We start from the raw sequence: 22,550 nt of genomic DNA on the forward strand, positions 1-22,550 counted from the left end.
GACCGGTCTAGCTTTCGTTTCTTTCGTTTCGGCTCTCTCGTTCGGAGGTGAGGCCAATTATAGAATTTTCGGGAGGAATGTCAAGGGAAATTCTCGAAAAAAATTCACTTTTTTTCACTTTTTTCGCTAGCAACGAAATCTACCCACACTTCAGCACGACTTATTCACATTCTATTCACAACTTTCTTTCTATGCCTGGCGATAATTTCCGCCGATGGCCCGATTTTTTCCGGAATCTTTTTCAAAAATCCTTGCGGATTTTCTTCTGCGGGGTCAAAAATTCTGAAAAATTGCCTTCAACAGGAGCCAAAAAGTGTTTTAGACTCGGGTTTTCATCCTTTTCGCCAGGTTTTTGATGGCTTTTTGCTCGATCTTTCGGGTTTTCTCACGGGAGAAGCCGCACTTGGCACCAATTTCCTCCAGGGAGGGGCGTTTTTCGGGACCATAGTGGAGGCGAAGAACTTTCTGGGCGTTTACGTCCAAAGTTTGGACGCATTGGTTCAGGAAGGTGATGGTTTCCTGGTGTGTAAAACGTTGTTCGGGATTTTCCGCTTTGTCAGGAATGTCCAGGTCCAATACGAAAGTGGGCGTACAGCTTTTGCTGATGCACAGGCTCAGATACTTCTGGATCCACGGGCGGGCATAGGCTTCGAAGGGCACACCGTATTCCGGCAGAAAGCTATCCATGGCGCGCAGCATTCCCTTGGCTCCTTCCTGGATGAGATCGGATGATTCCTGAGTGGGGTGGCTGTACTTCTTGGCCATGGATTTCACCAGAGGCATGTAGCGGATTGCCAGGGCGTTACGAACAAACTCCCACTCGCCATAAATTTTCTGGAGGTGAGTCCACCAGCCTCGACTGAGACCGTGGCGAACGCAGGCTTCGTAAGTGAGGCTCCGGACGTTCCAGAGGAAATCCAGCATTTGGCGATTGGATTGAAAAGAAGGCTGATGGCAAGACGAGTCGGGCAGAGAGCTGCCACAGAAGACCGCACCTAAATCAAGGATTTCGTTCCGGAGGCTAGCCAGCCGATTGAAAGAAATATTTCGCCCCATGCCCTAAATATGGCAAAATCCCGGGGCGGGTGGCAAGAGGAAATTTTTTGATTTTTCGACAGGACTATCGTTCTACCCTCAGGGGGCCACTCGCTTCCCTTAATTCCATTATAAGTCGTTCGTGGAGCTGTCGGCAGCTATTTCACTTTTCTGTTCGGGAGTGTTCGAAAACCGAGCGTTACCACCTATGAGGGCTTGCAAACGTTTCCGATCTTCTTCGCGAATCTTTTGCATGGCTTCCTTATTCAGCGAATCAACTTCGGCTAAAAATTCTGCGGAGGGCGAGGAATCCAAGATGTATTGCTCAAGCCTCAACCTAACCACTTTCAACTTGAAGTTGAGAACCCAGATTTCGGTGTCGCTGCCTGCGCGGACCGGCGGACCCCAGGAATCCACACCGGAACTGACCAGCCAGTGGATGTCATTGAGGAAACCCTCGCCATAGGCCAAAGGCCAGATCCAATTAATGAGGATATTGCCCGGGAAGAACTGACCGTCATGAGTGTGACCGGAGAGAGCGAGATCCGGGCGGAATTCACCCAGGTCTTCCTCTACGCCCTTGGGCTGATGGTCCATGATAATCCAGGGGACAAAATGCTTATCCTTAATAAGCTGGGCAGCCATGGGATGGGCTTCGGCCAATTCCTTTAGACTCTTTCGAGGTTCATCAAAGACGCGAGCCTTCTGGTAATCCCTACGCCCGGTAAAGCAGGCGGTAGGAACACAAGCGGAAGAATCATCCAGAACAAGCCAGCCATTTTTGCGGAGGAAACCTTCGGGATCGGAACCGGAGCGTTCCATGAAGGCTTCGTGATTACCGTTGATGGCCACGGCAGCGATTCTTGCAGTGGCTGCCAGACGCTGCAGCAACTTGTCGTAACCTTCTTCAGTCAGGACGGCATCATGGACGTCCGCCAGATCGCCACCAAAGAGAATGAAGCTAGGCTTGATGGAATCGCACTGGGCAATAAGACGCTCCAGCTTTTCCTTTTGGAAGATGGGATCAATATGAAGGTCACTGAAGAACACGGCCTTGAAATCGCGAGATTCCGCAGAACTTTCATAAACGGTTACGGGAACATCCAGAGTGCGGGTCTTGTAATCGTCATTGTTGGGAATACCATAGGCCAGTAACCAGAAGGTCAGCAGGATTGTGATTGCAAGGACCGCGCGGACGCCATTACGAACAAAGTCTGTCTTGTACTGGATGTGACCTTTTTTCCTTTTGGCCCTACGTACAATCCATCGGACGACGCAAACCAGATCCCACAGGAGAAACATCCAGAGAGCCTGACAAAGCCAGATAACCATGATGCACTGGATCCAGCTGAAGAATGCAGAATTCTGACGGGCAAGGAAGAAACTGCCGAAAGTCAAAATGATGGGAAGTCCTGCCATGAGGACACCCCTGCTACCGTCGGCAACCTTACGGAGGTTGAGGTACAGAACTAGAACGGCTACAAAGGGAAGAATTAAAAAAGCGATCATTTCCTTAAATTACTAAAATTTTATACGAAAAGTTTTTTAGATCCTTCGCTTCGCTCAGGATGACGCGGTGGAATGTACTACATAAGATGTTATACGTACTCACAGCCATATTGATTGCCTTGTTTGTTTACGGAATCACCCGCGGATTGAGCCTGCGGGAGCTTGCGGGCTGGGCATGGTCGGGTGTTCGTACGGCAAAAAACATCGCCATCGTGATGCTTCTGGTGGGGGCGCTCACCGCCCTGTGGAGGTCCTGCGGGACCATTAGCTACATCGTGGACCTTGCATCCGGCGCGTTGAGCCCCGGGCTGTTCCTGCCGGCGGCCTTCCTGCTGAATTCCGCAATTTCTGTCCTGACGGGAACTTCCATCGGGACGGCGGCGACCATGGGCGTAATCTGCATGAACGTGGGAATGTCCCTAGGGATTAATCCTGCAATTTGTGGCGGGGCTATTCTCTCGGGAGCCTATTATGGGGACCGCTGTTCACCGGTTTCTACCAGCGCCCTCCTGGTGGCACAGGTGACAAAGACCAATCTTTACGATAATATCCGCGGGATGATTCGCACCGGATGGATTCCCACTGTTTTGGCCCTTGCAATTTATGGCACTCTTGGATTTTTGATGAACGGCGGGAGCGCTGATAGTGGCACTGCGGAAATCCTCAAGTCAGGAACAGCGGAAGCTTTTTCCGCAAAATGGTATCTTGCATTGCCCGCCATTTCCATTCTGGTTTTGGCAATCTTCCGCGTGGATGTGAAAATCAATATGCTGATCAGCATTGCGATTTCTGCAAGTTTATTCCTGTGCGGCGGAGACGCCGGCAATATGTCCATGTTGGGACATAGCTTTGTGGAACTTGGGAAAATCACGTTCCTTGGAATGCTCGGCATGATGAAATTGATTCTGGTGGTTCTGATCTCGCTGACCTTTGCGGGACTGTTCCGAGGCTTAGGTATCCTCACCAGAATTCATCAGCTCATTTCAAAAATCTCAGGCAGAATTTCTCCCTTTGGGTGTACCACCTTAACAGCAATCTTTACCAGCGCAGTCGCCTGTAACCAGACCTTGGCCATTGTGCTGACCAACGAAATTTGCGAGGGTGTCATGCCCAACGAGAAACAGCGCGCCATCGCCATTGAAAATACCGCCGTAATCATTGCGCCGCTGGTCCCCTGGACTGTGGCAAGCCTAGTACCCCTAGGAACCATAGGCGCACCCACCTCCAGCATCCTTTTTGCATTCTTCCTGATTTTAACGCCAGTGATTCAAATGGCGGCTGGTTTGAAAAGTCGCCATTTACTTCCTGGATAGGATATGCTCTAGAAGGCCGTCGCAGCCTTCATTCACATCGCGCCAGGTGGCGTCAAAATTTCCCGTGTACCACGGATCCGCCACATCGCCGGGACGGCTCGTCCAATCCATCATGAGGGAAACTTTTTTGCGTTTCTGTGAATCGCTGGCCGGTGCGTCGCCAGTCTCAAAGGCATAACTTTCCCTGTTAATATTCCAGCGGAGATTTCGCAGGTTGTTACGATCCATCAGGATGATGTAATCGTAATAGTCGTAATCCCGCTGGTTCATCTGGCGGGCCGCATGGCCACTGCAGTCAATGCCCTTGGAGTTCAGCAGGCGACGAGCGGGAGGATAAACCGGATTGCCAATTTCTTCTGTGGAGGTGGCTGCAGAAGCGATTTCGAAATCCGCGGCGGTCAAACCGCAATCTCTACCGGATGCAACGCCTTCGCGGGTAAGTTCCGCCACCTTATGCTTCATGACGAATTCCGCCATAGGGCTTCTGCAAATGTTTCCGTGACACACAAAAAGAATCTTGATCATAATACCAAATTTAATTTTTTGCGGGGTCTACAATTCGATCGTTTCTTCGTCGCTCTTGATAAAATTCACGAGGCGTTCCAAAGTGAGGTCTGCGCCCATGGAGCCCGCCACCATCTGGGAGCGTAAGGAACATTCCCATACGACGGCAACGCGAATGCCTTGCAGCGAAAGCTGATGTTGGGTCTTGATGTCACGTACGATGTTGTTGTCGAACTTTTCATTCCAGAAAGCCGCATTGGATTTTGGTCTGGTGGTGAGCTTGCAGCCATGCTGATGCCAGAAGCAACCGTTGACGAAAATGGCTACACCATATTTCTGCACGAAAATATCCGGGGTGCCGGGCAGATCTCGCCTGTGGAGGCGGTACCTTAATCCAGCACGAAACAGAGCCTTACGTACAATCACCTCCGGCTTCGTATCTTCGGAATGAACCGCCCCCATCATCTGGGAGCGAGTCATAGGCTTGCGCTTTCGTGTTTTACGTTTACTCATGGGTATTCAAAATAGTAGAAAATGAATACAAAAAGAACGGGCTACACGAGGTAACCCGTCTTTGGTTTCGGGAGGGGTAAAAGTATTTTAGGGAGCAAGCGTAGGCGTTTCCCAGTCAATCCAATCCGCCTTGGTAAAGTTCACCGAGTAATTGCCCTTATCGATTTTACCTGTGGTAGCAGGTTTTTCCAGCAAGTATTTATTCACGAAGTCCTTCACTTCGTCATACTGCGAGTTGGGCAAGGTGCAATGCATGTGATCGCCCATCTTGCTAAAGGTAAAGGCATCTTCTGCACCGAGTGCCACAAAGATTTCCTTGGTACTCATGGCATTGTGATAGGAGGGATTTTCGCCCAGCCAGTCCCAGCCCTGATTGTCTAAAACCAGAAGGCCACGGGGAGCCACCATGCCTGTCAACATATGATGATCGGTAGGAAGGTTATAGGTGTTATTGTCCTTGTAATTGCAGAAACTGCTCTTGAACCAGGCGGCCTCAGTGCAGGCGCTGCTCAAAGGCTGTGCCTTGCTATCCTTGAGAACGCTACGCCAGTTGGAGGCACCACCGGAACCTGATTCCTGCGGAATGACCAGAGCAAAACGTGCATCAAATGCACCTGCGACCAGAGCGCCCTTGCCCCAGCGAGAGCAACCTGTTACACCCATGTGGTGTACATCAATACCTGCCTCGGGAGTAACTTCCAGAGCGTCGATGACACGGCTCATGCCCCAAGCCCAGGCAATCAGCGCACCAGCGGAATGGCTACTGCCATACAAGTCATAGAAGGGACCTGTGCCGCGATTCTTTTCGGGAGCAACTTTATCGGGATCGAAGCTAATGGTGGCAACGCCCATGCCATCGTAAGAGGAGCCCAGGCTACCGCCACCAAATCCGATAATGGCGGGAACAGGCTTGTCGGCGGTGCCATTCCCCTTGATGGTCACGTCAAAGGAAACAGTCTTTCCTTTATCTGTAACGCTCACGGTGAGTGTTCCGGCGGAATACTTGCCGCTCACTTTTTCCGGATGGTTCGGCTTGACGCCGAATTCCGTTTCCTGGAACATAGTGCTGATTTCTTCGCGACGGCACTTCCAGTCGGACTGGGAGGAAACCTTGGAACCATCAATCTTCTTGAAGGGATCCGGAAGCAGCTTGTTGCTTGTACCCGAAGGAACTTTCACTTCGGGACATTCATCGCTGAAGTCTTCCTTGAAAGTATTTGCAACAGCGGGGGCTTCGCTGGAACTGGAAATTTCCTGAGAGGATGAAGAAACTGGAACAGGCTCCTGAGATTCCACTGAGGAAGAGGAAACTTCTGGAACGGGATCCCGGGATTCCGCCGATGAGGAAGATGCCACAGGACCAGCGCTAGACACGGGGCTAGGCACGGAGCTGGAAAGCGCTTCACTACTGTAAAGCACGTCGCTACTCGACGATTCTAGAACCGGTTCCGATGAAGGATTATTGTTTGATGAGGGATTACCATCATCGCCACAGGCGTTCAACATGAACAACCCAAAAACAGCCGTGGATGCCACGGTCAACACACTCGCTCTCTTCATAATTACCCAATCGCCCCGATTTAATTCCATCCTTTTCGGGGCTGTTACCAAAATAATCTATTTTGTGAGAATAATCACCCCCACTTTTGTAAAAAGTGTTGTAATAAATAACGAGCGATAGTTGGCGAGATATTCAAATGAAAGTTCAAGATCGTTTTTTAAAGTACGTGAGTTTTACCACCACCAGCGATGAAAATTCCGAAGCCTGCCCTAGTACCAAACAGCAGTTTGATCTAGGCAAGTATTTGGCAGAAGAGCTGGTGGAGATTGGCCTTGAGCAGGTCATGATCGACGAACACTGCTATGTGTACGGCCTGCTTCCCGCAACGCCGGGACATGAAAACGACGACGCCATCGCATTCATTAGCCATATGGATACATCGCCGGACTTTAGCGGTGTAAATGTGAAACCCCAGATTATTGAAAATTATGACGGCGGCGACGTGATGCTGGGAGCAGGTCGCGGGCCCAACGGCGGGCCTATCGCAGTCTTGAAGGTAGCGGACTTCCCCACACTCAAAAGCCTGAAGGGACGCACTCTGATTACTACCGATGGCACCACTTTGCTAGGCGCCGACGACAAGGCAGGCATTGCAGAAATCATGACCGCCATGGAAGAATTGGCAGCCACTGATCGCCATGCCGAAAGTCGCGGTTACGAGAACTTGGCGGGCCACGGGGACATTTGGGTTTGCTTCACTCCCGACGAAGAAATCGGACGTGGAGCTGACTTGGTGAATCTGGATTACATGAAGGCAAAGTATGCTTACACCGTTGACGGCGGCTATGAAGGTGACATTGCCTACGAGAATTTCAATGCGGCCAGCGCGAAGTTCACGATCCACGGGAAGGGAGTCCATCCCGGCGAAGCCAAAGACATTATGAAGAACGCAAGCCTGATGGCAGCAGAAATCGCCATGGCATTGCCCGCGGATGAAACGCCTGCAACTACCGAAGGCCACCAGGGTTTTTATCACCTGACAGACATGAGTGGAGACGTAACCGAAGCCACCCTCTGTTACATCGTGCGAGATCACGACCAGACCCGCTTCGAACAGCGTCAGGAATTTTTGCGAGGAATCGCTACCCGCTTTAACGAAAAGTTCGGCGGTACAGAAACTGCACCCGTGGTGGAGCTGCAGCTGAAGCACTCCTACAGCAATATGCTGCAGGTCATTGAAAAGTGCCCCGAAGTTTTGGAGCGGGCAAAGAACGCTATTGAGGCTGTAGGCGTGAAGCCCGTCAGCGAGCCCGTTCGTGGTGGAACCGATGGCGCAAAACTCAGCTTCATGGGACTGCCCTGCCCCAACCTGGGTACTGGCGGATACGGCTACCACGGCCCCTTCGAACATGTGTCCGTCGAAGCCCTGGAAGCCGTGGTGAAGATTATCAAGAAAATCGCCTGCGAATAATAATGAATGGTGCCTGACGCATCATGAAAAGGGGCTGCGAGGCCCCTTTTTGCTAAATCGTAGTGCAAACTCTGCATAAGGAATCAAATTGCACTAGGGTTTACCCCTTGCTACGGAAATCTTTTGGGCTATCGTAGTGTGGATAATGGGTATTGTCATTTTTTTGCACTACTGTACTAGTGCAAAAATCTTTTATTACGACTATTCGCACTAGCACAAATATTAATTTATCCTAAATTAAAAGAAAATCCTAGTGCAAATACTTGGATTTACCCAAGTTCGCACTAGGATTTCTCGAATTAGGCTAGTTTTTTGATATATGGTTAGCAGAGTTGGCCGGGCAGGACCTTCTTTTCCTTGGGCGGGAACTGCTTATCGAATTCCTCCGCCTCATTTTCGTCAACGAAATAAGGTGCAGGATCCCGATAGGAACCGCGGATTCCATCAAGGAAACCAGGCGTCAATTCCCGAATCAAGAAGTAGGGAGCGTCTCCATCGGGATCATCCGCATAACGGATTCCTCGGGAGGTGGCGACCACAAAGCCGCACTTGCCGTAGAATTGGACGTTACCGCACATGGCGATACATCCGGCGCCCATCAGGCGGGCCTTTTCCAGCGCATAGTCCAGCAGGAGTTTTCCCAAGCCTTTCCGCTGCATGTCCGGACGGACGCTAATAGGCCCGAAGGTCATCATGCGAAGGCGACGCGGAACTTCGCCCGACACGCACCGACGCGGTTCTGCCCCCGCGGGCGACCCACCCGAAGCAGGGTCCACCAGGATTTCGCTCCAGGCGAACATGACATGAGCGAGAATTTCCCGGCGCGGTTCTTCTTCCGCAGCGGTCCCGCAGTCAGCGGGCCCTTCCAGCACCAAGCTCAACTCAGGAATGAAATCCGGGTGATTCCTGTAGCAATGCAGAACGTAATGCTCCAGGCATCCCGGGCGGTAAACGTTCCAGAATGCTTCACGGGTCAAGTTTTCGACAGCGGAAAAATCGGCAGGACATTCCTGTCGGATCGTATATTCAGAATTTTTAGACATTGTATAATCCTTTTTTTGTGTGTTTAATACCAGAGGGCTTTTACACAATGTCCAGATTTTGATTTCGGCCGTAGCCGAAGTTATGGATAAAGAACATCCAACTCCGTATAAAAGGTTCCCCCATAATATATTCCTTTAAAGGCCAAACCGCAACCATCTTTTTTTATAAGGTTATATTTATTTCATAAGAAGGACGCCTGCAGTACTCAGCAGGCAAGGTGATGTGTATATGGAAACGGGCATTATATCTGTATGTCAGGCGCTGATTTTCGCAGCCTTGAATCTAGCAGTTTACTTAAAAGTGCGAAATACGAGCATCAGCACCCGTGCTCAAAAGGTATTTGGCAAACTTGCAATAACATGCTTCGCGATGCAACTGGCTACAGCTGGCACCTTGGCATTCTGTTATGGCCTACTCGCACCTCACCCGTTTATCCAGCATGGGGTTTACACCATCCAGTTCTCCCTAATGACGACTGCAGCCTGCTTCTGGTTTGGCTACACCCGCCTTACCATTCCGGGAAAGGGAGAACTGACTGGACGCCAAATAACCCTCTCTATTCTACCCATCTCCATTATCCTGGTACTGGGACTCATCTCCTACTGGACTCATTGGATTTACTATGTGGATTCTAGCCTTGTCTACCAAAGGGGTCCCCTGTTTGCGCTGTTGATCCTCTGTCCTTATATCTACATACTAAATGCCATCATCGTCATTGCCGTGGCCCGTCACAAGAACAAAGGCCAGGATGTTTCCAAGGCATTTAACTACCTGATGTTGATTGTCATCCCCTCCGTCATTGGAGTAATCATTCGATTCGTTTTCAACATCGATGCCGGATTAACCCAGATTGGAATTAGCGTCGGTATGATTCTGATTTACTTGAACATGTACTTGAATGAAGTTCACGAATCGGAAAGACTGGAACACCTGGAAAACATCAACCTGGCCTTGAAGAAATCCAACGAAGAGCAGCAACTCCAGTTCCAGAAACTGCAAGCCCAGTACGACGTGGTCCAGGCGCTCAGCAGCTCCTACTTTTCCATCCACGAAGTCAACCTGGAGAACGGAACCTTCAGGGAACTGGAAACCGTCCGCGATATTCGAGACATGGTCAACATCAGGGGCATGGCCCGCGACGCCTTTGACGCCTTCGTTGCCCAGAATGTGGCAAGTCCATTCAAAGTCGCCATGCGTGATTTCACTGACCTGGATACGCTCTCCGATAAACTGAAGGACAAGACCAGCACCTTCATTGATTACGTTAGCCTAGCGAGAAACGGATGGTGCCGTGCCAGCTGGTTTGTGCTGAATAGAAAAGCCAACGGTGATATCTCGAAGGCACTTTTTACGGTCGCCAACGTGGATAACGAAATACGCGCCGAAATGGAACAGCGCAACATCGTGAATTCCCTAGCCCAGCAGTTCAGCTCCCTATATCTCATCGATATGAGCAATTATCATTTTGACGAGATTTCCTCGTTGACCAAAGGCGTTCATGAAATCATTGGCGAAACAGGAGATGCTCGTGAGAAGTTCAATCTCATGTTCGAAAAGATATGCACTGCAGAAACTAAAGAACCCATGCAGGAATTCTGCGACCTGACTACACTCAATGACCGCCTGAGGAACAAGACCTGGATGACCCAGCAGTTCAACAGCAGGCTTACCGGATGGTCCGAAGGCACCTTCATCGTGGTAAACCGTGACGAAAACGGTGATTGCTCCCATGTGGTCTGGTGTACCCGAAATGTAAACGAGATCAAGCAGAAGGAACTGAAATACGAAAAAAATCTTTCTGACATTATCGAGGCACAGCAAAGAGACCTGGATATCCTCTCCACCTTGTCCAAGGCATACATTGCGGTTTACTACGTAGACATCAAGTCCGAAACATTCTTCGAAGTCAGCGCCAGCTCCCTGAAGGAAGTTTCCGCCCATATCGGTACCGGAGGTAACGCCCGCGCCAAGTTCCTGGAAATGAGCAAGTATCTGGTCATCCCGGAAATGTGCCAGACTACCTTGGAATTTACAGAACTATCCACTCTGGCAGAAAGGCTAAAGGAACAGAACTCTATCCAGTTCTCTTTCCAGGGGGCACACATCGGCTGGTGCGTCGGCGAGTTCATTGTAGTGAACCGCAACGAAAACGGCGAATGTACCCACGTTCTCTGGAGTATCCGCAGTATCCAGGGTGAAAAGGAAAAGGACGAACAGCACAAGAAGGAACTACAGAACGCATTGTCCCTGGCGGAATCCGCAAACAATGCCAAGACCACCTTCCTGAACAACATGAGCCATGACATCCGTACTCCCATGAATGCCATTCTCGGATTCACCCAGCTCATGGAAAAGGAGAAGGACAATCCCCAGATAGTTTCCGACTATCTGGCCAAGATGCAGAGCGCCGGCGAATACCTGCTGACCATCATCAACAACGTGCTGGACATGGCTCGCATCGAAAGCGGCAAGATGACGCTGGACGAAGACTTCATGGACTTGAGGGAGTCGAATAAGACCGCGATCGCCATTTTTGAACAGGATGCCAAGAAGAAGAACATCAAGTTCAACGTGATTTCCAACTTTACGCATCCCTGCGTCATGCTGGACATTACCAAGACAAAGGAAATCGCCACCAACCTCCTGAGTAACGCCATCAAGTACACACCGGAAGGCGGTTCCATCACCGTGGAAATGCGGGAAGAGCCTAGCCCACGAGAAGGCTACGGCACCTACATCATGATTGTCAAGGACACTGGCATCGGTATGAGTGATGAATTCAAGGAACACATCTTCGAATCTTTCACCCGCGAGAGAAACTCCACCGAAAGCAAAGTCGCCGGAACAGGTCTTGGCATGTCCATCGTAAAAAAACTGGTGGACTTCCTGGGCGGAACCATCACGGTGGAAAGCGAACTGGGCAAGGGTACCACCTTCACGGTAACCATGGAACATAAATTTGTGGACGATCCCGAAAAGTACCTAGTGAAGCGAAAGCCCGAAAACATAAGCATCGCCAGCCTGAAGGGCAAGCGCATCCTCATGGCCGAAGATAACGAGCTGAATGCCGAAATCGCCATGACCATCCTCAAGAACGTGGGTATCGAGACGGAACGAGCCGCAGACGGCATCATCTGTGTTGATATGCTGAACAATGCAAGCGCCGGTTATTATGACATGATCCTAATGGACATTCAGATGCCTAATATGAACGGCTACGAAGCCACCCGCTTGATTCGCGAGATGGATGATAAGCAGAAGGCCAACATTCCCATCGTGGCCATGACCGCCAACGCTTTTGACGAGGACAAGAAGGCCGCCCTGGAAGCAGGCATGAACGGACACTTGTCAAAACCCATCAATGTCTCAGAGCTGGTAAAAGAACTTAACAGGAATATGGAATAAAATGCAGAAGAAAGAATTTAGAACCAGCGGCGTTTGCGCCCAGTTGATTACCTTCGATTACGAAGACGGTAAGATGTACAACCTGAGCTTCTTGGGTGGCTGTAACGGCAACCTGAAGGCCATCGGCAAGCTTTGTGAAGGCAAGGACATGAAAGAAATTGCAGCCATCCTGGAAGGAAACACCTGCAACGGAAAGTCTACCTCCTGCGCAGACCAGCTGGCCCGCGCCATCAAGGAAGTCCTGTAGGAAATATCTAGAATCCAAGACCGTCTAGAATGCGGTCCGCAATAAGCTTGAAGCCCTGATCGTTGGGATGGGTGGCTGCAAAGGAATCCGTTATGATTCCCATGTTCCCCACGTAGTCCAGCTGTTTCCATTCAGGAATGTCAAAGTGATCTAAGATGAAGATGACCGTCTGATAAAGTTTCCCATCTTCCTTAAAGGCGACAAACAGAGTGTCTTCTCCGTAAACGTGATATTCTTCGTATTTGATACTCTGCTGGCGGACATCCGGATACTCGATGATGTCGCCTACCCTTGCCTGATTTTCCTCCACGTTCAAGTCCGAAATATCAATGAACTGGATGCCATAGGCTTCTGTCATCTGACGGAGGATTTTCTGTTTGCGCTCGTTGGAGTACCACTCCCCGACCCACACCACCTTTGCATTGGGAGCCTTGCTACAGACCGTATCCATAATGGCGGCCACCGTAATCTTCATGCGGTCCACTTCCTCGCCAGTATCAATATTATCCCCCAACTGAATTATGACTAAATCATTGGAATCAGAAAGCGAGGGAGAAATATTATCTGTAATGGAAGAATAAAGATCTGCATTGTTCAGGGAGTTTTCCGTATGCTTCGCCATCACACGCTTGCCTACACAATCGGGATTTAGACCACGGAATACAGAATCCACTCTGGAAAAATAATCCTTGGAGGAATCGCTGGCGGCCAGACCAAAGCCCCCATTTCCTAAAAGAAGGGAGTTTCCAAGCACAACCACATTGGAGGGAGGATGATTGCGGTCAATAACGCGATCGGCACACGCTTTGGAAGTATGCAAGACCACCTGGCTGTTGGACGTATCATCGGCACAGGCCACCAACAGCAACAAAAAAATACCGAACAATGTTCTCTTGTGTTTTACACTCATTTTCCACCCATCTATTAATCTAATCTCGAATTGCCCAAGAACATTGAAAAATTTTGTATATTTAAACTCTCCAAGAAACGCGAGAGTGGCGGAATTGGCAGACGCGCCAGACTTAGGATCTGGTACCTCGGTGTGTGGGTTCGACTCCCACCCCTCGCATAAAAGGCTTCCCGGGTTACCCCGAGAAGCCTTTTTTATTGCTCCCCATTATGTTACGAAGACAATTTATGTTTTTGAAAGTCTCCCGTGGTCGCTTGAAAAGCGACATGAAAAAAGGCCTGGAAAACCAGACCTTCTAAAAATGTCCTAATCGTTTTGTCCCAATATATCTTCGTGATAGATCTGCAGGACATCGTTAATGACATGAATCGCAAAACGCCCGTGTTTCTTGTAAAAATCACGCTGGCGCAAAAAATACTTGATCACCAAATCCCGCTTGCTGGAATTAAAGGAACATCCTGCCGCTTCCAGCATTTGTTCCATGTTTTCCAGATCCAGACGAAGTCCAATACCAAGAGCGATGACCGTATACTTTTTGGGAGTGTAATTATCCTTGCTATAGACTTTGGAGAAGAGTTTGCGATCAATGTTGGCAGCCTGATAAATCTCTGCATTACGTTTCTTTGAATCCGTGGATCCACATTTGAATTGCGTCACCTTTTCTATAAAGAAATCGTGGAAGGTCGCCTCGCAAGCGGAGATGATGCGATTGATTTCCTTCATTTCCTGTTCGTAAGGATTTCCCGAAATGGCAGGTTCTTTAACAACGGCATAATCGCTGATTGCTGCGGGAGCAGCAGGACGTGAAGGACAGTTACGATTTAAACTGTTACGCCTCGGCGCACGCCTGGGCGCAGATTTTGCCACATCCTGCGCCAGCATGTCCACGGGAGAGTACTGCTTGGCTGCATCAAACGCTTCCGCATCATAAACTACCAGGATGATTTCAATATCGTCCTGATTGTACAACTCGAAAGCGGTTGCTGCTATGTCAAGTGCGAGAGCCTTAGGGAAGCGATAGACCCCACTGGACAATAGCGGGAATGCGATGGATTTTGCACCCAGTTCCTTGGCCTTGTCGATGACAGAGATATAGCAGGAAGACAGCATCCGGATGGAATCATCTGGATTGGACTCGTTCCACCAGGGGCAGGAAATATGGATGACTTTCTTGGCAGGAAGATTAAAGGCGGAAGTAACGCCCAGCTGGCCAATTTCAAGATGACCGATTTTCTGACGGGCCTCAAGGAGATCATCATAACCGGCGACATCATAGATATGAGCTTCGGTACTGCCACCGCAAATAGGGCGCGGATTGGCCGAGTTCACGATTACATCTGCAGCCACCTTCGTAATGTCATTTCTGATAATTCTAAATGCCACGGAAACCTCCTGATGCCACTATAATATACAATAAAAGAATGTCAAAAGGTGACATTCTTTTATTTTTTACTCGGGGCCCTTTGCGGCTTATGCTTTCTCGGAAATCACAAGCATTTTTTTCGCGAAGGTTCTCATCCTTTCAAGATCGTTCTCGTCGGGATGCTTTTCCGCGTCAGCCCAGCGCTTCTTGCAGGCTTCAAGGTCTTCCCCTTTATGGCCAGGAACTTTTCCTTCCAGGCGACGCTTGATGAGGGCAGGGTTCACCGCACATTGGCAGCTGAAGGTTCCAAGGATCGTGTTGTCGGAACCCAGGAGAGAGCCAGCGCGGGCAAATGCCGTTACCGCGTGTTCACTCCCTTCGTAGGCGCCATGGGTCTGGAACAGTGCCACACGCTTGCCGCTCATTTTAGAGAGAAGAACTGCAGTTCTCTGGTCGGGTCCGCCGCGACGAAGCCAATAGCCCACCATGACGCAATCATACTTGGAAAGCTTGGCCGCCACTTCGCTTAAGTTGGCTTCCGCAGAAATCAGGAGGCTCTTGCGATTGGCTTCAATGACCGCGAGATTCTCGTAGGAATCCTCCATATCGGAAAGATCGCTATCGGCGTCAGGACTACCCGGCAGGAAACCTAGAATATCGTTGACGTTCATGAGGTCTGCGCCCAGCGTTTGGGCTGCAGCCTCGGCCAGCCTACGGGTATTACCCGTGGCAGAAGAATATACCACACACCATTTTACCATAAAAATAATTGTAGTAATATCCTTTTCGAAAACAACTGGGATTTTTAAATTTGCGCCGTGAATTCCAGCAATATTCCAGCACATTTCTGCATATTCCTTGCAGCAGCCATATGGGGGCTCATGGCGCCCATCGGTAAAGATGCCATGATGCATGGCATTACGGGGCTGGACATGGTATTCTTCCGGGTGGCAGGAGCCGCCATCAGCTTCTGGACCGCCTCCCTAATGCGAGCCCTCCTGACTCGCAATAAGCCCCAGGAAAAATTTCAAGAACCCAGGGTGAAGCCACCCAAAAGGGACATCCTGAAGTTTGCGGGAGCGGGCCTATTCGCTATCGTATGCAATCAGTGCTGCTTCACGGTGGGGCTGTCCATCACCTCCCCCATCAACGCTTCCATCGTGGCGACCAGCCTGCCTATTTTCGCGCTGATTTCGTCGGCCATCTTCCTGAGGGAAAAAATCACCCTGAAGAAAATTCTGGGCATCGGACTTGGACTTTCCGGCGCCCTCATGCTGGTGCTGGGGAGCGCCTCTGCAGGCAACGCCAAGGCGGGTAACATTGCGGGGGACTTACTTTGCATGGCATCCCAGTGCAGCTTCGCCATTTATCTGGGACTCTTCAAGAATTTAATCAGCAAGTATGATGTAGTGACCTGCATGAAGTGGATGTTCACTTTTTCCACCCTGATGGTAATGCCCATTACCCTAGGGGACGTGACGTCCATTCCCTTCGCGGAAATTGCGCCCGTCACCTGGGCGGAATCCAGCTTTGTAGTTTTTGGCGGGACCTTCCTTTCCTATCTGCTGATGGCGAAGGCACAGAAGGTCTTGCGCCCCACGGTAGTTGCCATGTATAACTATGTCCAGCCGGTGACCTCTGCGGTTGTATCCGTGCTGGCAGGGCTCGCCTTGTTCGGATTTACTCACGCCCTTGCCATCCTGCTGATTGTGGCGGGTGTGTACACGGTGAACAGCGCAAAAACTAAACCTTGATCCCCTGCGGAATTTTTTAATTTTATGGCTATGGAAAACGAACAGCTGGAACAGAGAATCGCTCTTTTTATCGACTGCGACAACGCAAGCGTCAAGGCCATTTACGGCATCATGGAAGAACTGGCCAAGTATGGTGAAACCGGCATCCGCCGCGCCTACGGCAACTGGACCGAAAAGAACCCCTGGGAAGAGGTTCTCCATGATTACGCCATCCAGCCTTTCCAGCAGTTCCCCTACACCAAGGGCAAGAACGCCACGGACATGGCTATGGCTATCGACGTGATGGACATTCTCTATTCCGAGGACATCGACATTTTCGCCATCGTCAGTAGCGATTCCGACTTCACGCCGCTCGCTATGAAGCTTCGCGCAAAGTCCAAGATGGTCATCGGTTTCGGTGAAGAAAAGACACCCAGCCCCTTCATTCACTCCTGTAATCTTTTTGTCTTTACAGACAAGCTAGATGAAATGGGCGGCATGGAAGACATGCCCGAAATGGTGGAACCGAAGGATGAACGCAAGGATAAGAAAAAGCTCCGTAGCGATACGAAGCTGATGAACGCCATTCGTCAGGCAATTTCTGAATCCAAGGATGATGATGACTGGGCTTTGGCTTCCAAGGTTTCCCAGCAGATCAGCCGCCGCACTTCCATGTCTCCCAAGAACTTTGGTTATTCCACCTGGCCCAAGCTCATTCACGCTACCGAATCCTTCGAGGAGCGCAAGAACGCCAAGGGCCATCAGGAATTCAAGCTGAAAGTCAAGGCCAGCAAGTAGAAGCTATTTGTCCTTTACGCAACGGACAGAGGCCGACGTATACTTATAATCATGATATTGCCTATATTCGTCGGTATTGTTGCCAAAAAATATTGCGAAAGCGGATCTCATATCGTATTCGGATGATGTCCAGTAAAAGGCTCCTTCCGACAAAAGGGTGTATTTGCCGTCTATGTCCCTGCGGTAGCCCACAGGCAAAATACTGAATCCGTATTCATCAGTTCCATTCGTATTTGTCCAGCCAGTAGTGGTCTTCATCTTGGAACCGAATGCGACACTATCTTCGATAGCAACGTATAACTGTTGCCATTCCGTTGTACGGGGTAGATGCCAACCTTTAGGACATACACCTCTGAAAGTAACCGCGGTGTCACCTTCGTAGGTTGCGTAGTATCCGCATTCCATACAGGTCTTTGAAAAGATGGCGGAGCTATCCATAGCGGCACTCCACAGGTACAGACGTCCATACTTTTCGCAATTGGACGGATCGTTGTCATAGCAGAAACTGGAAGAATCTTCCTTTGCAGTGGGATAGTTATAGGCGAAGTTCAAATTTTCCGCCATCCAAGTTTGATCCCCAAATTCCAAGGTCCTATAAACCTGACCGTCGCGATCATCCACAAGCTTTCCATAAACAATGGGCATACTGCTGCTACTACTTTCCTCGATGACTTCTTCGCTGCTGCTGGAATAGAAGATGGTATCCTGGACGCAATCCTTAATAATCACATCGTCGCCACCGCCATTTCTACAGGTGGATCGGGCAGCCATGAAAGCCATTTCCTGGCTGGATTCCTTAGTCATGTTATAGAAGGAATAGGAAGTCCTGTCCTCTTTCTTGGTACCATCTGCCTCGATGGTAGTTAGCACCAGCGTTTCACCTTCCACAGAATAGATGTACTTCACATCCTTTCCAAAGGAATCCTTGATCGTGAAGTTCCAGGTACTTACATCCTTCCTGTCCATCGCATCACAGGCCCCTGTCTCCGTGCAGGTTTCCTTGATTTCGAAACCGGGATTTTGACTGCTACTGGACTTCTGTTCCTTTGCACTGCTGGAAGAATTTTTATCGCTGTCGGATTGATGATTCACGGAACTACTGGAATTCTCGGAACTGCTGGATTTTGCACTCTCTTCTCGAGAGGAGGATGAGCTCCTTGTCGAAGAACTGGACTTCTGCCCTTGAGAAGAACTGAGAACAGCATCAGAGGAAGAACTGCTTTCAGTCTCATCGGGACTTGCGCTCGTGCCATCGCCACCACTACAAGCGGCAAACATCATAGCTACAACAGCAACCCAAAAACAATCACGTAATTTCACAAGAACCTCCTAACGTTCTCTCTGAAAGTCATGTACACAACGATAGAAAATATCTCATAAATGATAAAAGCCCGCTAGAGGTACTAGCAGGCAATAAAAAGAACCTAGGAGCTTTTAGACCAACTTCGCCTTGACCAGCTTGACGAGGTCGGCAAAGACATCCTCGGGAGCGCGATCGCCATCGATAGCTTGTACGCAATCGCTGTAATCGCGGGCGGCAGCCAAGTAGCCCTGGCGCACCTTCTCGAAGAATTCAGCCTTCTCGCTTTCCAGGCGGTCGGGTGCCTCGCCACGTTTGGCGGTGCGTGCACGACTACGTTCTACCGTAATGTCCAGGACCACCGTCAATTCCGGGAAGCAATCACCGCAGGTCAATTCCGTCAGGCGCTGAACCTTGTCGGCACCAAGACCGCGGGCGTATCCCTGGTAGGCAAAGGTACTCCAGGCAAAGCGATCGGCGATGACCACCTTTCCGGCAGCAAGAGCAGGGCGGATGATTTCCGCAATGACCTGAGCGCGGGCTGCGTTATACAGCAACAGCTCGGTATCATCTCCCATAATGCCCTTGAAGGCAGGATCCAGAAGGATGCCGCGAATCTGCTCAGAGATCTTGGCACCACCCGGTTCACGAAGCTTCACCACTTCGTATCCTTCAGATTCAAGTTCCTTGATCAGCATGTCAATTTGAGTTGACTTGCCGGAACCATCAATGCCTTCCAGGCTAAAGAAACGCTTTGCAGTCTTCATGGATTAATCTTCTGCGTCGCCTTCGCCCTTACCGTGGCACTTCTTGTACTTGAGGCCGGAACCGCACCAGCACATGTCATTGCGACCAATCTTAGGAGCGGACTGCTGGATAGCGCGGCGTGCTGCAAGAACCTTAGGATCCGTAAAAGTACGGCGTACGCGAGGTGCGCCTTCTTCGCTTGCACCTTCAGAAGCTTCTGCGGAACTTTCTGCCTGTGCCTGCTGAGCCTGCTGTTCTTCGCTAATAGCGTTAGATTCAGAGGAAGCAGCCTGGCCTGCGAGACCGGCGGCCTTAGCGCCTTCTTCTGCAGGAGCCTGTTCGCCAGCTGCTTCACGAGCTGCCTGGGCAGCCTTTGCGGCTTCGATTTCTTCCGGAGTGGGAAGCTTGATCTGGTCCGGAGAAACAGTCATGCCGTTGGGCAGAGTAATGCGGATGTTCAGGATGCGCAGAGCGGTGAGGGTTGCAATCTTTTCCATGCAGCCTTCGAACATCTTGAAGCCTTCGCTCTTGTACACCATCAGAGGATCCTTCTGGGCGTAACCGTGGAAGCGGATAGCGTCCTTCAGCTGGTCCATGGCGTACAGATGTTCCTTCCATACCTGGTCGATGGTCATGAGGAGGAAGCGACGTTCGATCTGACGGAAGTCAGCATCCGGAATGATCTTGGTCAGCTTGTCGTAACGAGCCTTGCACATGTCGATGATTTCCTGAAGGATCACTTCCGGAGTCTTGGTCACGGCGTCTTCGTTAGACAGAGTGTATTCCATGTTCATGGAGCGCTGCAAATCCGTGTGCAGGTCTTCCAGCTTCCATTCTTCCGGGAAGCTCTTGGCAGCGATGTACTGGGAAACCTTGATATCGCAAGCGTCTTCGATGCGGTTCATGATTTCTTCGCGAATGTCTTCGCCATTCAGGATACGACGGCGCAGACCGTAAATCACCTTACGCTGTTCGTTCATCACGTTATCGTAGTCCAGCAAGTGCTTACGGATATCGAAGCTCTGGCCTTCCACGCGGCGCTGTGCGCTACGGATAGAGCGGGACACGATAGGATGGGTAATCACTTCGTCATCCTTCACGCCGAAACGGGTCATGAGGGACTTCACGTTGTTGCCACCGAAGATACGCATCAGGTTGTCATCCAGAGACAAGAAGTACTGGCTGGAACCGTTATCACCCTGACGGCCAGAACGACCGCGGAGCTGGTTATCGATACGGCGAGATTCGTGACGTTCGGTACCCAGCACATGCAAGCCGCCCAGTTCGGTAACGCCTTCACCCAAAGCAATGTCAGTACCACGACCAGCCATGTTGGTAGCAATGGTAACCTTGCCCTTGTGACCAGCGAACTGGATGATTTCAGCTTCACGACCATGGTTCTTTGCATTCAGCACTTCGTGAGGAATGCCTTCCTTTTCCAGGAGGCCGTGGAGGTGTTCAGACTTTTCAATGGAAGCGGTACCCACCAGCAGGGGCTGACCCTTGGCGTGGCGTTCCTTAATTTCGTTAACGATAGCCTTCCACTTTTCATCTTCGGTCTTGTACACCAGATCCTGCAGGTCCTGACGAACGCAAGGCTTGTTGGTGGGAATCACCCAGGTGTTCATGTTGTAGATCTTGATGAATTCAGTAGCTTCCGTTTCGGCAGTACCGGTCATACCGGACAGCTTATTGTACATGCGGAAGTAGTTCTGGAAGGTAATGGTAGCAAGGGTCTGGTTTTCACGACGGATCTGCACATTTTCCTTAGCTTCGATAGCCTGGTGCATACCGTTAGAGTAACGACGACCTTCCATGAGACGGCCAGTGTTTTCGTCCACGATGATGATTTCGCCATCACGTACGATGTAGTCCACGTCGCGAGTATAGATGTGCCATGCCTTCAGGGCCTGGTCAATGAAGTGAACCCAGTCAGCATGTTCGCCGTACAGGTTGGTCACCTGGAGCAATTCTTCAATGTGGGTCACACCCTTGGAGGTGAGCTGGATAACCTTGTCCTTTTCGTCCACGCCGAAGTCCTTGTTCTTCACAAGCTTCTTGGCGATTTCGTTTGCCTTGGCGTACTTGTCGGTAGCGTCTTCGGCAGGACCGGAAATGATGAGCGGAGTACGAGCTTCATCGATCAAGATGGAGTCCACTTCGTCCACGATACAGAAATTCAATTCGCGCTGCACCAGCTGGCTCGGGTCCACTGCCATGTTGTCACGGAGGTAGTCAAAGCCGAATTCGTTGTTGGTACCGTAAGTCACGTCAGAGTTATAACTGATACGACGCTGTTCGGAATCCAGGCCGTTCACGATAAGACCCACAGTGAGGCCCAGGAACTTATAGACCATACCCATCTGCTTGGCGTCACGGCCAGCCAGGTAGTCGTTCACGGTCACCACATGGACGCCCTTACCGGAAAGAGCGTTCAGGTAGACAGGCAGTGCTGCAGCCAGGGTCTTACCTTCACCAGTAGCCATTTCAGAAATTGCACCTTCGTGAAGAACCAGGCCGCCGATCATCTGAACGTCGAAAGGCATCATGCGGAAAGGCTTGACGGAGTTGGGATAAAGTTCACGAACCTTGGCATAGACTGCGGCAGGCATGTAGACTTCCCATTCGTTCTTGCCAGATTCCAGTTCAGCCTTGGCAGCGTCCGTATACTTCTGCAGGTCGCCCAGCTTGCTGAAATCGAAATTGTTTTCCGGCTTGAAGATATTGAAGATACCCAGACGGCGGTCGCAAGCTTCCTTACAGACAGCGAATGCTTCCACCTTGATATCGTCCAGAGAGGAACCATTCTTCAGCTTTTCGCGAAGTTCGGCACTCTTTGCAGCCAGATCGGCGTCATCCAGGGATTCCAGGGATTCGCGAACTTTGTTAATCTGTGCAATCACCGGACGGAGCTGCTTCACCTTACGTTCATGAGGTGTACCGAACACCTTATGCAAGACGGTATCAATAATACTCATTTTGTTTCCTTTTTACGGCCGAAGGCAATACCCGCGGTCTCTGTTAAATTTTTACGCGGGGTAAGATAGCAATTTGTATGCCAAGGCCAAAAGGTTGCAAAGTGAAACAGGGGCTATAATGACTTAGTTTTTTCAACAGAATACCGATATTCAACCCAAGTCAATATTATTTAGTAGAA

18 protein-coding genes and 1 tRNA gene are annotated in these 22,550 nt (G+C 50.3%); 7 read left to right on the plus strand and 12 right to left on the minus strand.

The window, feature by feature from the left end:
* Positions 1–318: 318 nt before the first annotated feature.
* Both BUB59_RS10195 and BUB59_RS10200 read right to left on the minus strand, forming a co-directional pair.
* Positions 319–1,056: a sigma-70 family RNA polymerase sigma factor gene (locus tag BUB59_RS10195; protein ID WP_073229546.1), complete on the minus strand. Its 738-nt coding sequence runs from the start codon at positions 1,054–1,056 to the stop codon at positions 319–321.
* A gap of 108 nt (positions 1,057–1,164) precedes the next feature.
* A complete protein-coding gene (locus BUB59_RS10200) occupies positions 1,165–2,544 on the minus strand; it encodes a metallophosphoesterase (protein WP_073229548.1) in 1,380 nt (459 codons plus the stop codon).
* A 59-nt stretch (positions 2,545–2,603) separates the two neighbouring features.
* Between BUB59_RS10200 and BUB59_RS10205 the strand changes: the two genes are divergently transcribed.
* A complete protein-coding gene (locus tag BUB59_RS10205; protein WP_073229549.1) occupies positions 2,604–3,857 on the plus strand; it encodes a Na+/H+ antiporter NhaC family protein in 1,254 nt (417 codons plus the stop codon).
* Here BUB59_RS10205 and BUB59_RS10210 read toward each other — a convergent pair.
* The 3 genes from BUB59_RS10210 to BUB59_RS10220 all read right to left on the minus strand — a co-directional run bounded on the left by BUB59_RS10210 (position 3,843) and on the right by BUB59_RS10220 (position 6,434).
* Positions 3,843–4,382, minus strand: a complete 540-nt coding sequence (locus BUB59_RS10210) for a low molecular weight protein-tyrosine-phosphatase (RefSeq protein WP_073229551.1) — start codon at positions 4,380–4,382, stop codon at positions 3,843–3,845. The two genes, BUB59_RS10205 and BUB59_RS10210, sit on opposite strands and share 15 nt — an antisense overlap.
* A gap of 27 nt (positions 4,383–4,409) precedes the next feature.
* Positions 4,410–4,874: a very short patch repair endonuclease gene (locus BUB59_RS10215; protein WP_073229554.1), complete on the minus strand. Its 465-nt coding sequence runs from the start codon at positions 4,872–4,874 to the stop codon at positions 4,410–4,412.
* 87 nt (positions 4,875–4,961) lie between these two features.
* Positions 4,962–6,434: a glucuronyl esterase domain-containing protein gene (locus BUB59_RS10220; protein ID WP_143160337.1), complete on the minus strand. Its 1,473-nt coding sequence runs from the start codon at positions 6,432–6,434 to the stop codon at positions 4,962–4,964.
* A 137-nt stretch (positions 6,435–6,571) separates the two neighbouring features.
* Between BUB59_RS10220 and pepT the strand changes: the two genes are divergently transcribed.
* A complete protein-coding gene (gene pepT, locus BUB59_RS10225; protein WP_073229561.1) occupies positions 6,572–7,846 on the plus strand; it encodes a peptidase T in 1,275 nt (424 codons plus the stop codon).
* Between the two features lie 323 nt (positions 7,847–8,169).
* Here pepT and BUB59_RS10230 read toward each other — a convergent pair whose 3' ends face one another.
* Positions 8,170–8,889 carry a GNAT family N-acetyltransferase gene (locus BUB59_RS10230; RefSeq protein WP_073229564.1) on the minus strand — a complete coding sequence of 240 codons (720 nt, stop codon included), beginning with the start codon at positions 8,887–8,889 and terminating at the stop codon, positions 8,170–8,172.
* 370 nt (positions 8,890–9,259) lie between these two features.
* Between BUB59_RS10230 and BUB59_RS10235 the strand changes: the two genes are divergently transcribed.
* Positions 9,260–12,295 (plus strand): ATP-binding protein, encoded by a 3,036-nt coding sequence (locus tag BUB59_RS10235; RefSeq protein ID WP_073229566.1) that lies wholly within the window; start codon positions 9,260–9,262, stop codon positions 12,293–12,295.
* A gap of 1 nt (position 12,296) precedes the next feature.
* Entirely contained in the window at positions 12,297–12,542 is a 246-nt protein-coding gene (locus BUB59_RS10240; protein WP_073229569.1) for a TIGR03905 family TSCPD domain-containing protein, read from the plus strand.
* A gap of 7 nt (positions 12,543–12,549) precedes the next feature.
* Here BUB59_RS10240 and BUB59_RS10245 read toward each other — a convergent pair whose 3' ends face one another.
* A complete protein-coding gene (locus BUB59_RS10245) occupies positions 12,550–13,452 on the minus strand; it encodes an SGNH/GDSL hydrolase family protein (RefSeq protein ID WP_143160338.1) in 903 nt (300 codons plus the stop codon).
* Positions 13,453–13,531: 79 nt separating this feature from the next.
* Between BUB59_RS10245 and BUB59_RS10250 the strand changes: the two genes are divergently transcribed.
* Positions 13,532–13,611 (plus strand) — tRNA-Leu (locus BUB59_RS10250).
* 147 nt (positions 13,612–13,758) lie between these two features.
* On the opposite strand, the gene BUB59_RS10255 is transcribed toward BUB59_RS10250, so the two are convergent.
* Together BUB59_RS10255 and BUB59_RS15015 are read right to left on the minus strand one after the other, a co-directional pair.
* A complete protein-coding gene (locus tag BUB59_RS10255; RefSeq protein WP_073229574.1) occupies positions 13,759–14,835 on the minus strand; it encodes a macro domain-containing protein in 1,077 nt (358 codons plus the stop codon).
* An 87-nt stretch (positions 14,836–14,922) separates the two neighbouring features.
* The gene (locus BUB59_RS15015) at positions 14,923–15,576 is read right to left on the minus strand and encodes a flavodoxin family protein (protein WP_143160339.1); all 654 of its coding nucleotides are present in this window, start codon (positions 15,574–15,576) and stop codon (positions 14,923–14,925) included.
* Positions 15,577–15,633: 57 nt separating this feature from the next.
* Here BUB59_RS15015 and BUB59_RS10265 point away from each other — a divergent pair, with 57 nt between their 5' ends.
* Both BUB59_RS10265 and BUB59_RS10270 read left to right on the plus strand, forming a co-directional pair.
* On the plus strand, positions 15,634–16,569 hold the full coding sequence (locus BUB59_RS10265; protein ID WP_073229577.1) for a DMT family transporter: 936 nt from the start codon (positions 15,634–15,636) through the stop codon (positions 16,567–16,569).
* Between the two features lie 30 nt (positions 16,570–16,599).
* Positions 16,600–17,346 carry an NYN domain-containing protein gene (locus tag BUB59_RS10270; protein WP_073229712.1) on the plus strand — a complete coding sequence of 249 codons (747 nt, stop codon included), beginning with the start codon at positions 16,600–16,602 and terminating at the stop codon, positions 17,344–17,346.
* Between the two features lie 3 nt (positions 17,347–17,349).
* Here BUB59_RS10270 and BUB59_RS10275 read toward each other — a convergent pair whose 3' ends face one another.
* From BUB59_RS10275 to secA, 3 genes are all read right to left on the minus strand, one after another.
* Positions 17,350–18,666, minus strand: coding sequence for a fibrobacter succinogenes major paralogous domain-containing protein (locus tag BUB59_RS10275; RefSeq protein WP_143160340.1), 1,317 nt, complete (start codon positions 18,664–18,666; stop codon positions 17,350–17,352).
* Between the two features lie 114 nt (positions 18,667–18,780).
* Positions 18,781–19,413 (minus strand): dTMP kinase, encoded by a 633-nt coding sequence (gene tmk / locus BUB59_RS10280; RefSeq protein ID WP_073229584.1) that lies wholly within the window; start codon positions 19,411–19,413, stop codon positions 18,781–18,783.
* A gap of 3 nt (positions 19,414–19,416) precedes the next feature.
* Entirely contained in the window at positions 19,417–22,371 is a 2,955-nt protein-coding gene (secA, locus tag BUB59_RS10285) for a preprotein translocase subunit SecA (RefSeq protein ID WP_073229586.1), read from the minus strand.
* Positions 22,372–22,550 lie beyond the last annotated feature (179 nt).

The organism is Fibrobacter sp. UWEL, from assembly GCF_900142535.1.
Taxonomy (GTDB): Bacteria; Fibrobacterota; Fibrobacteria; order Fibrobacterales; family Fibrobacteraceae; genus Fibrobacter.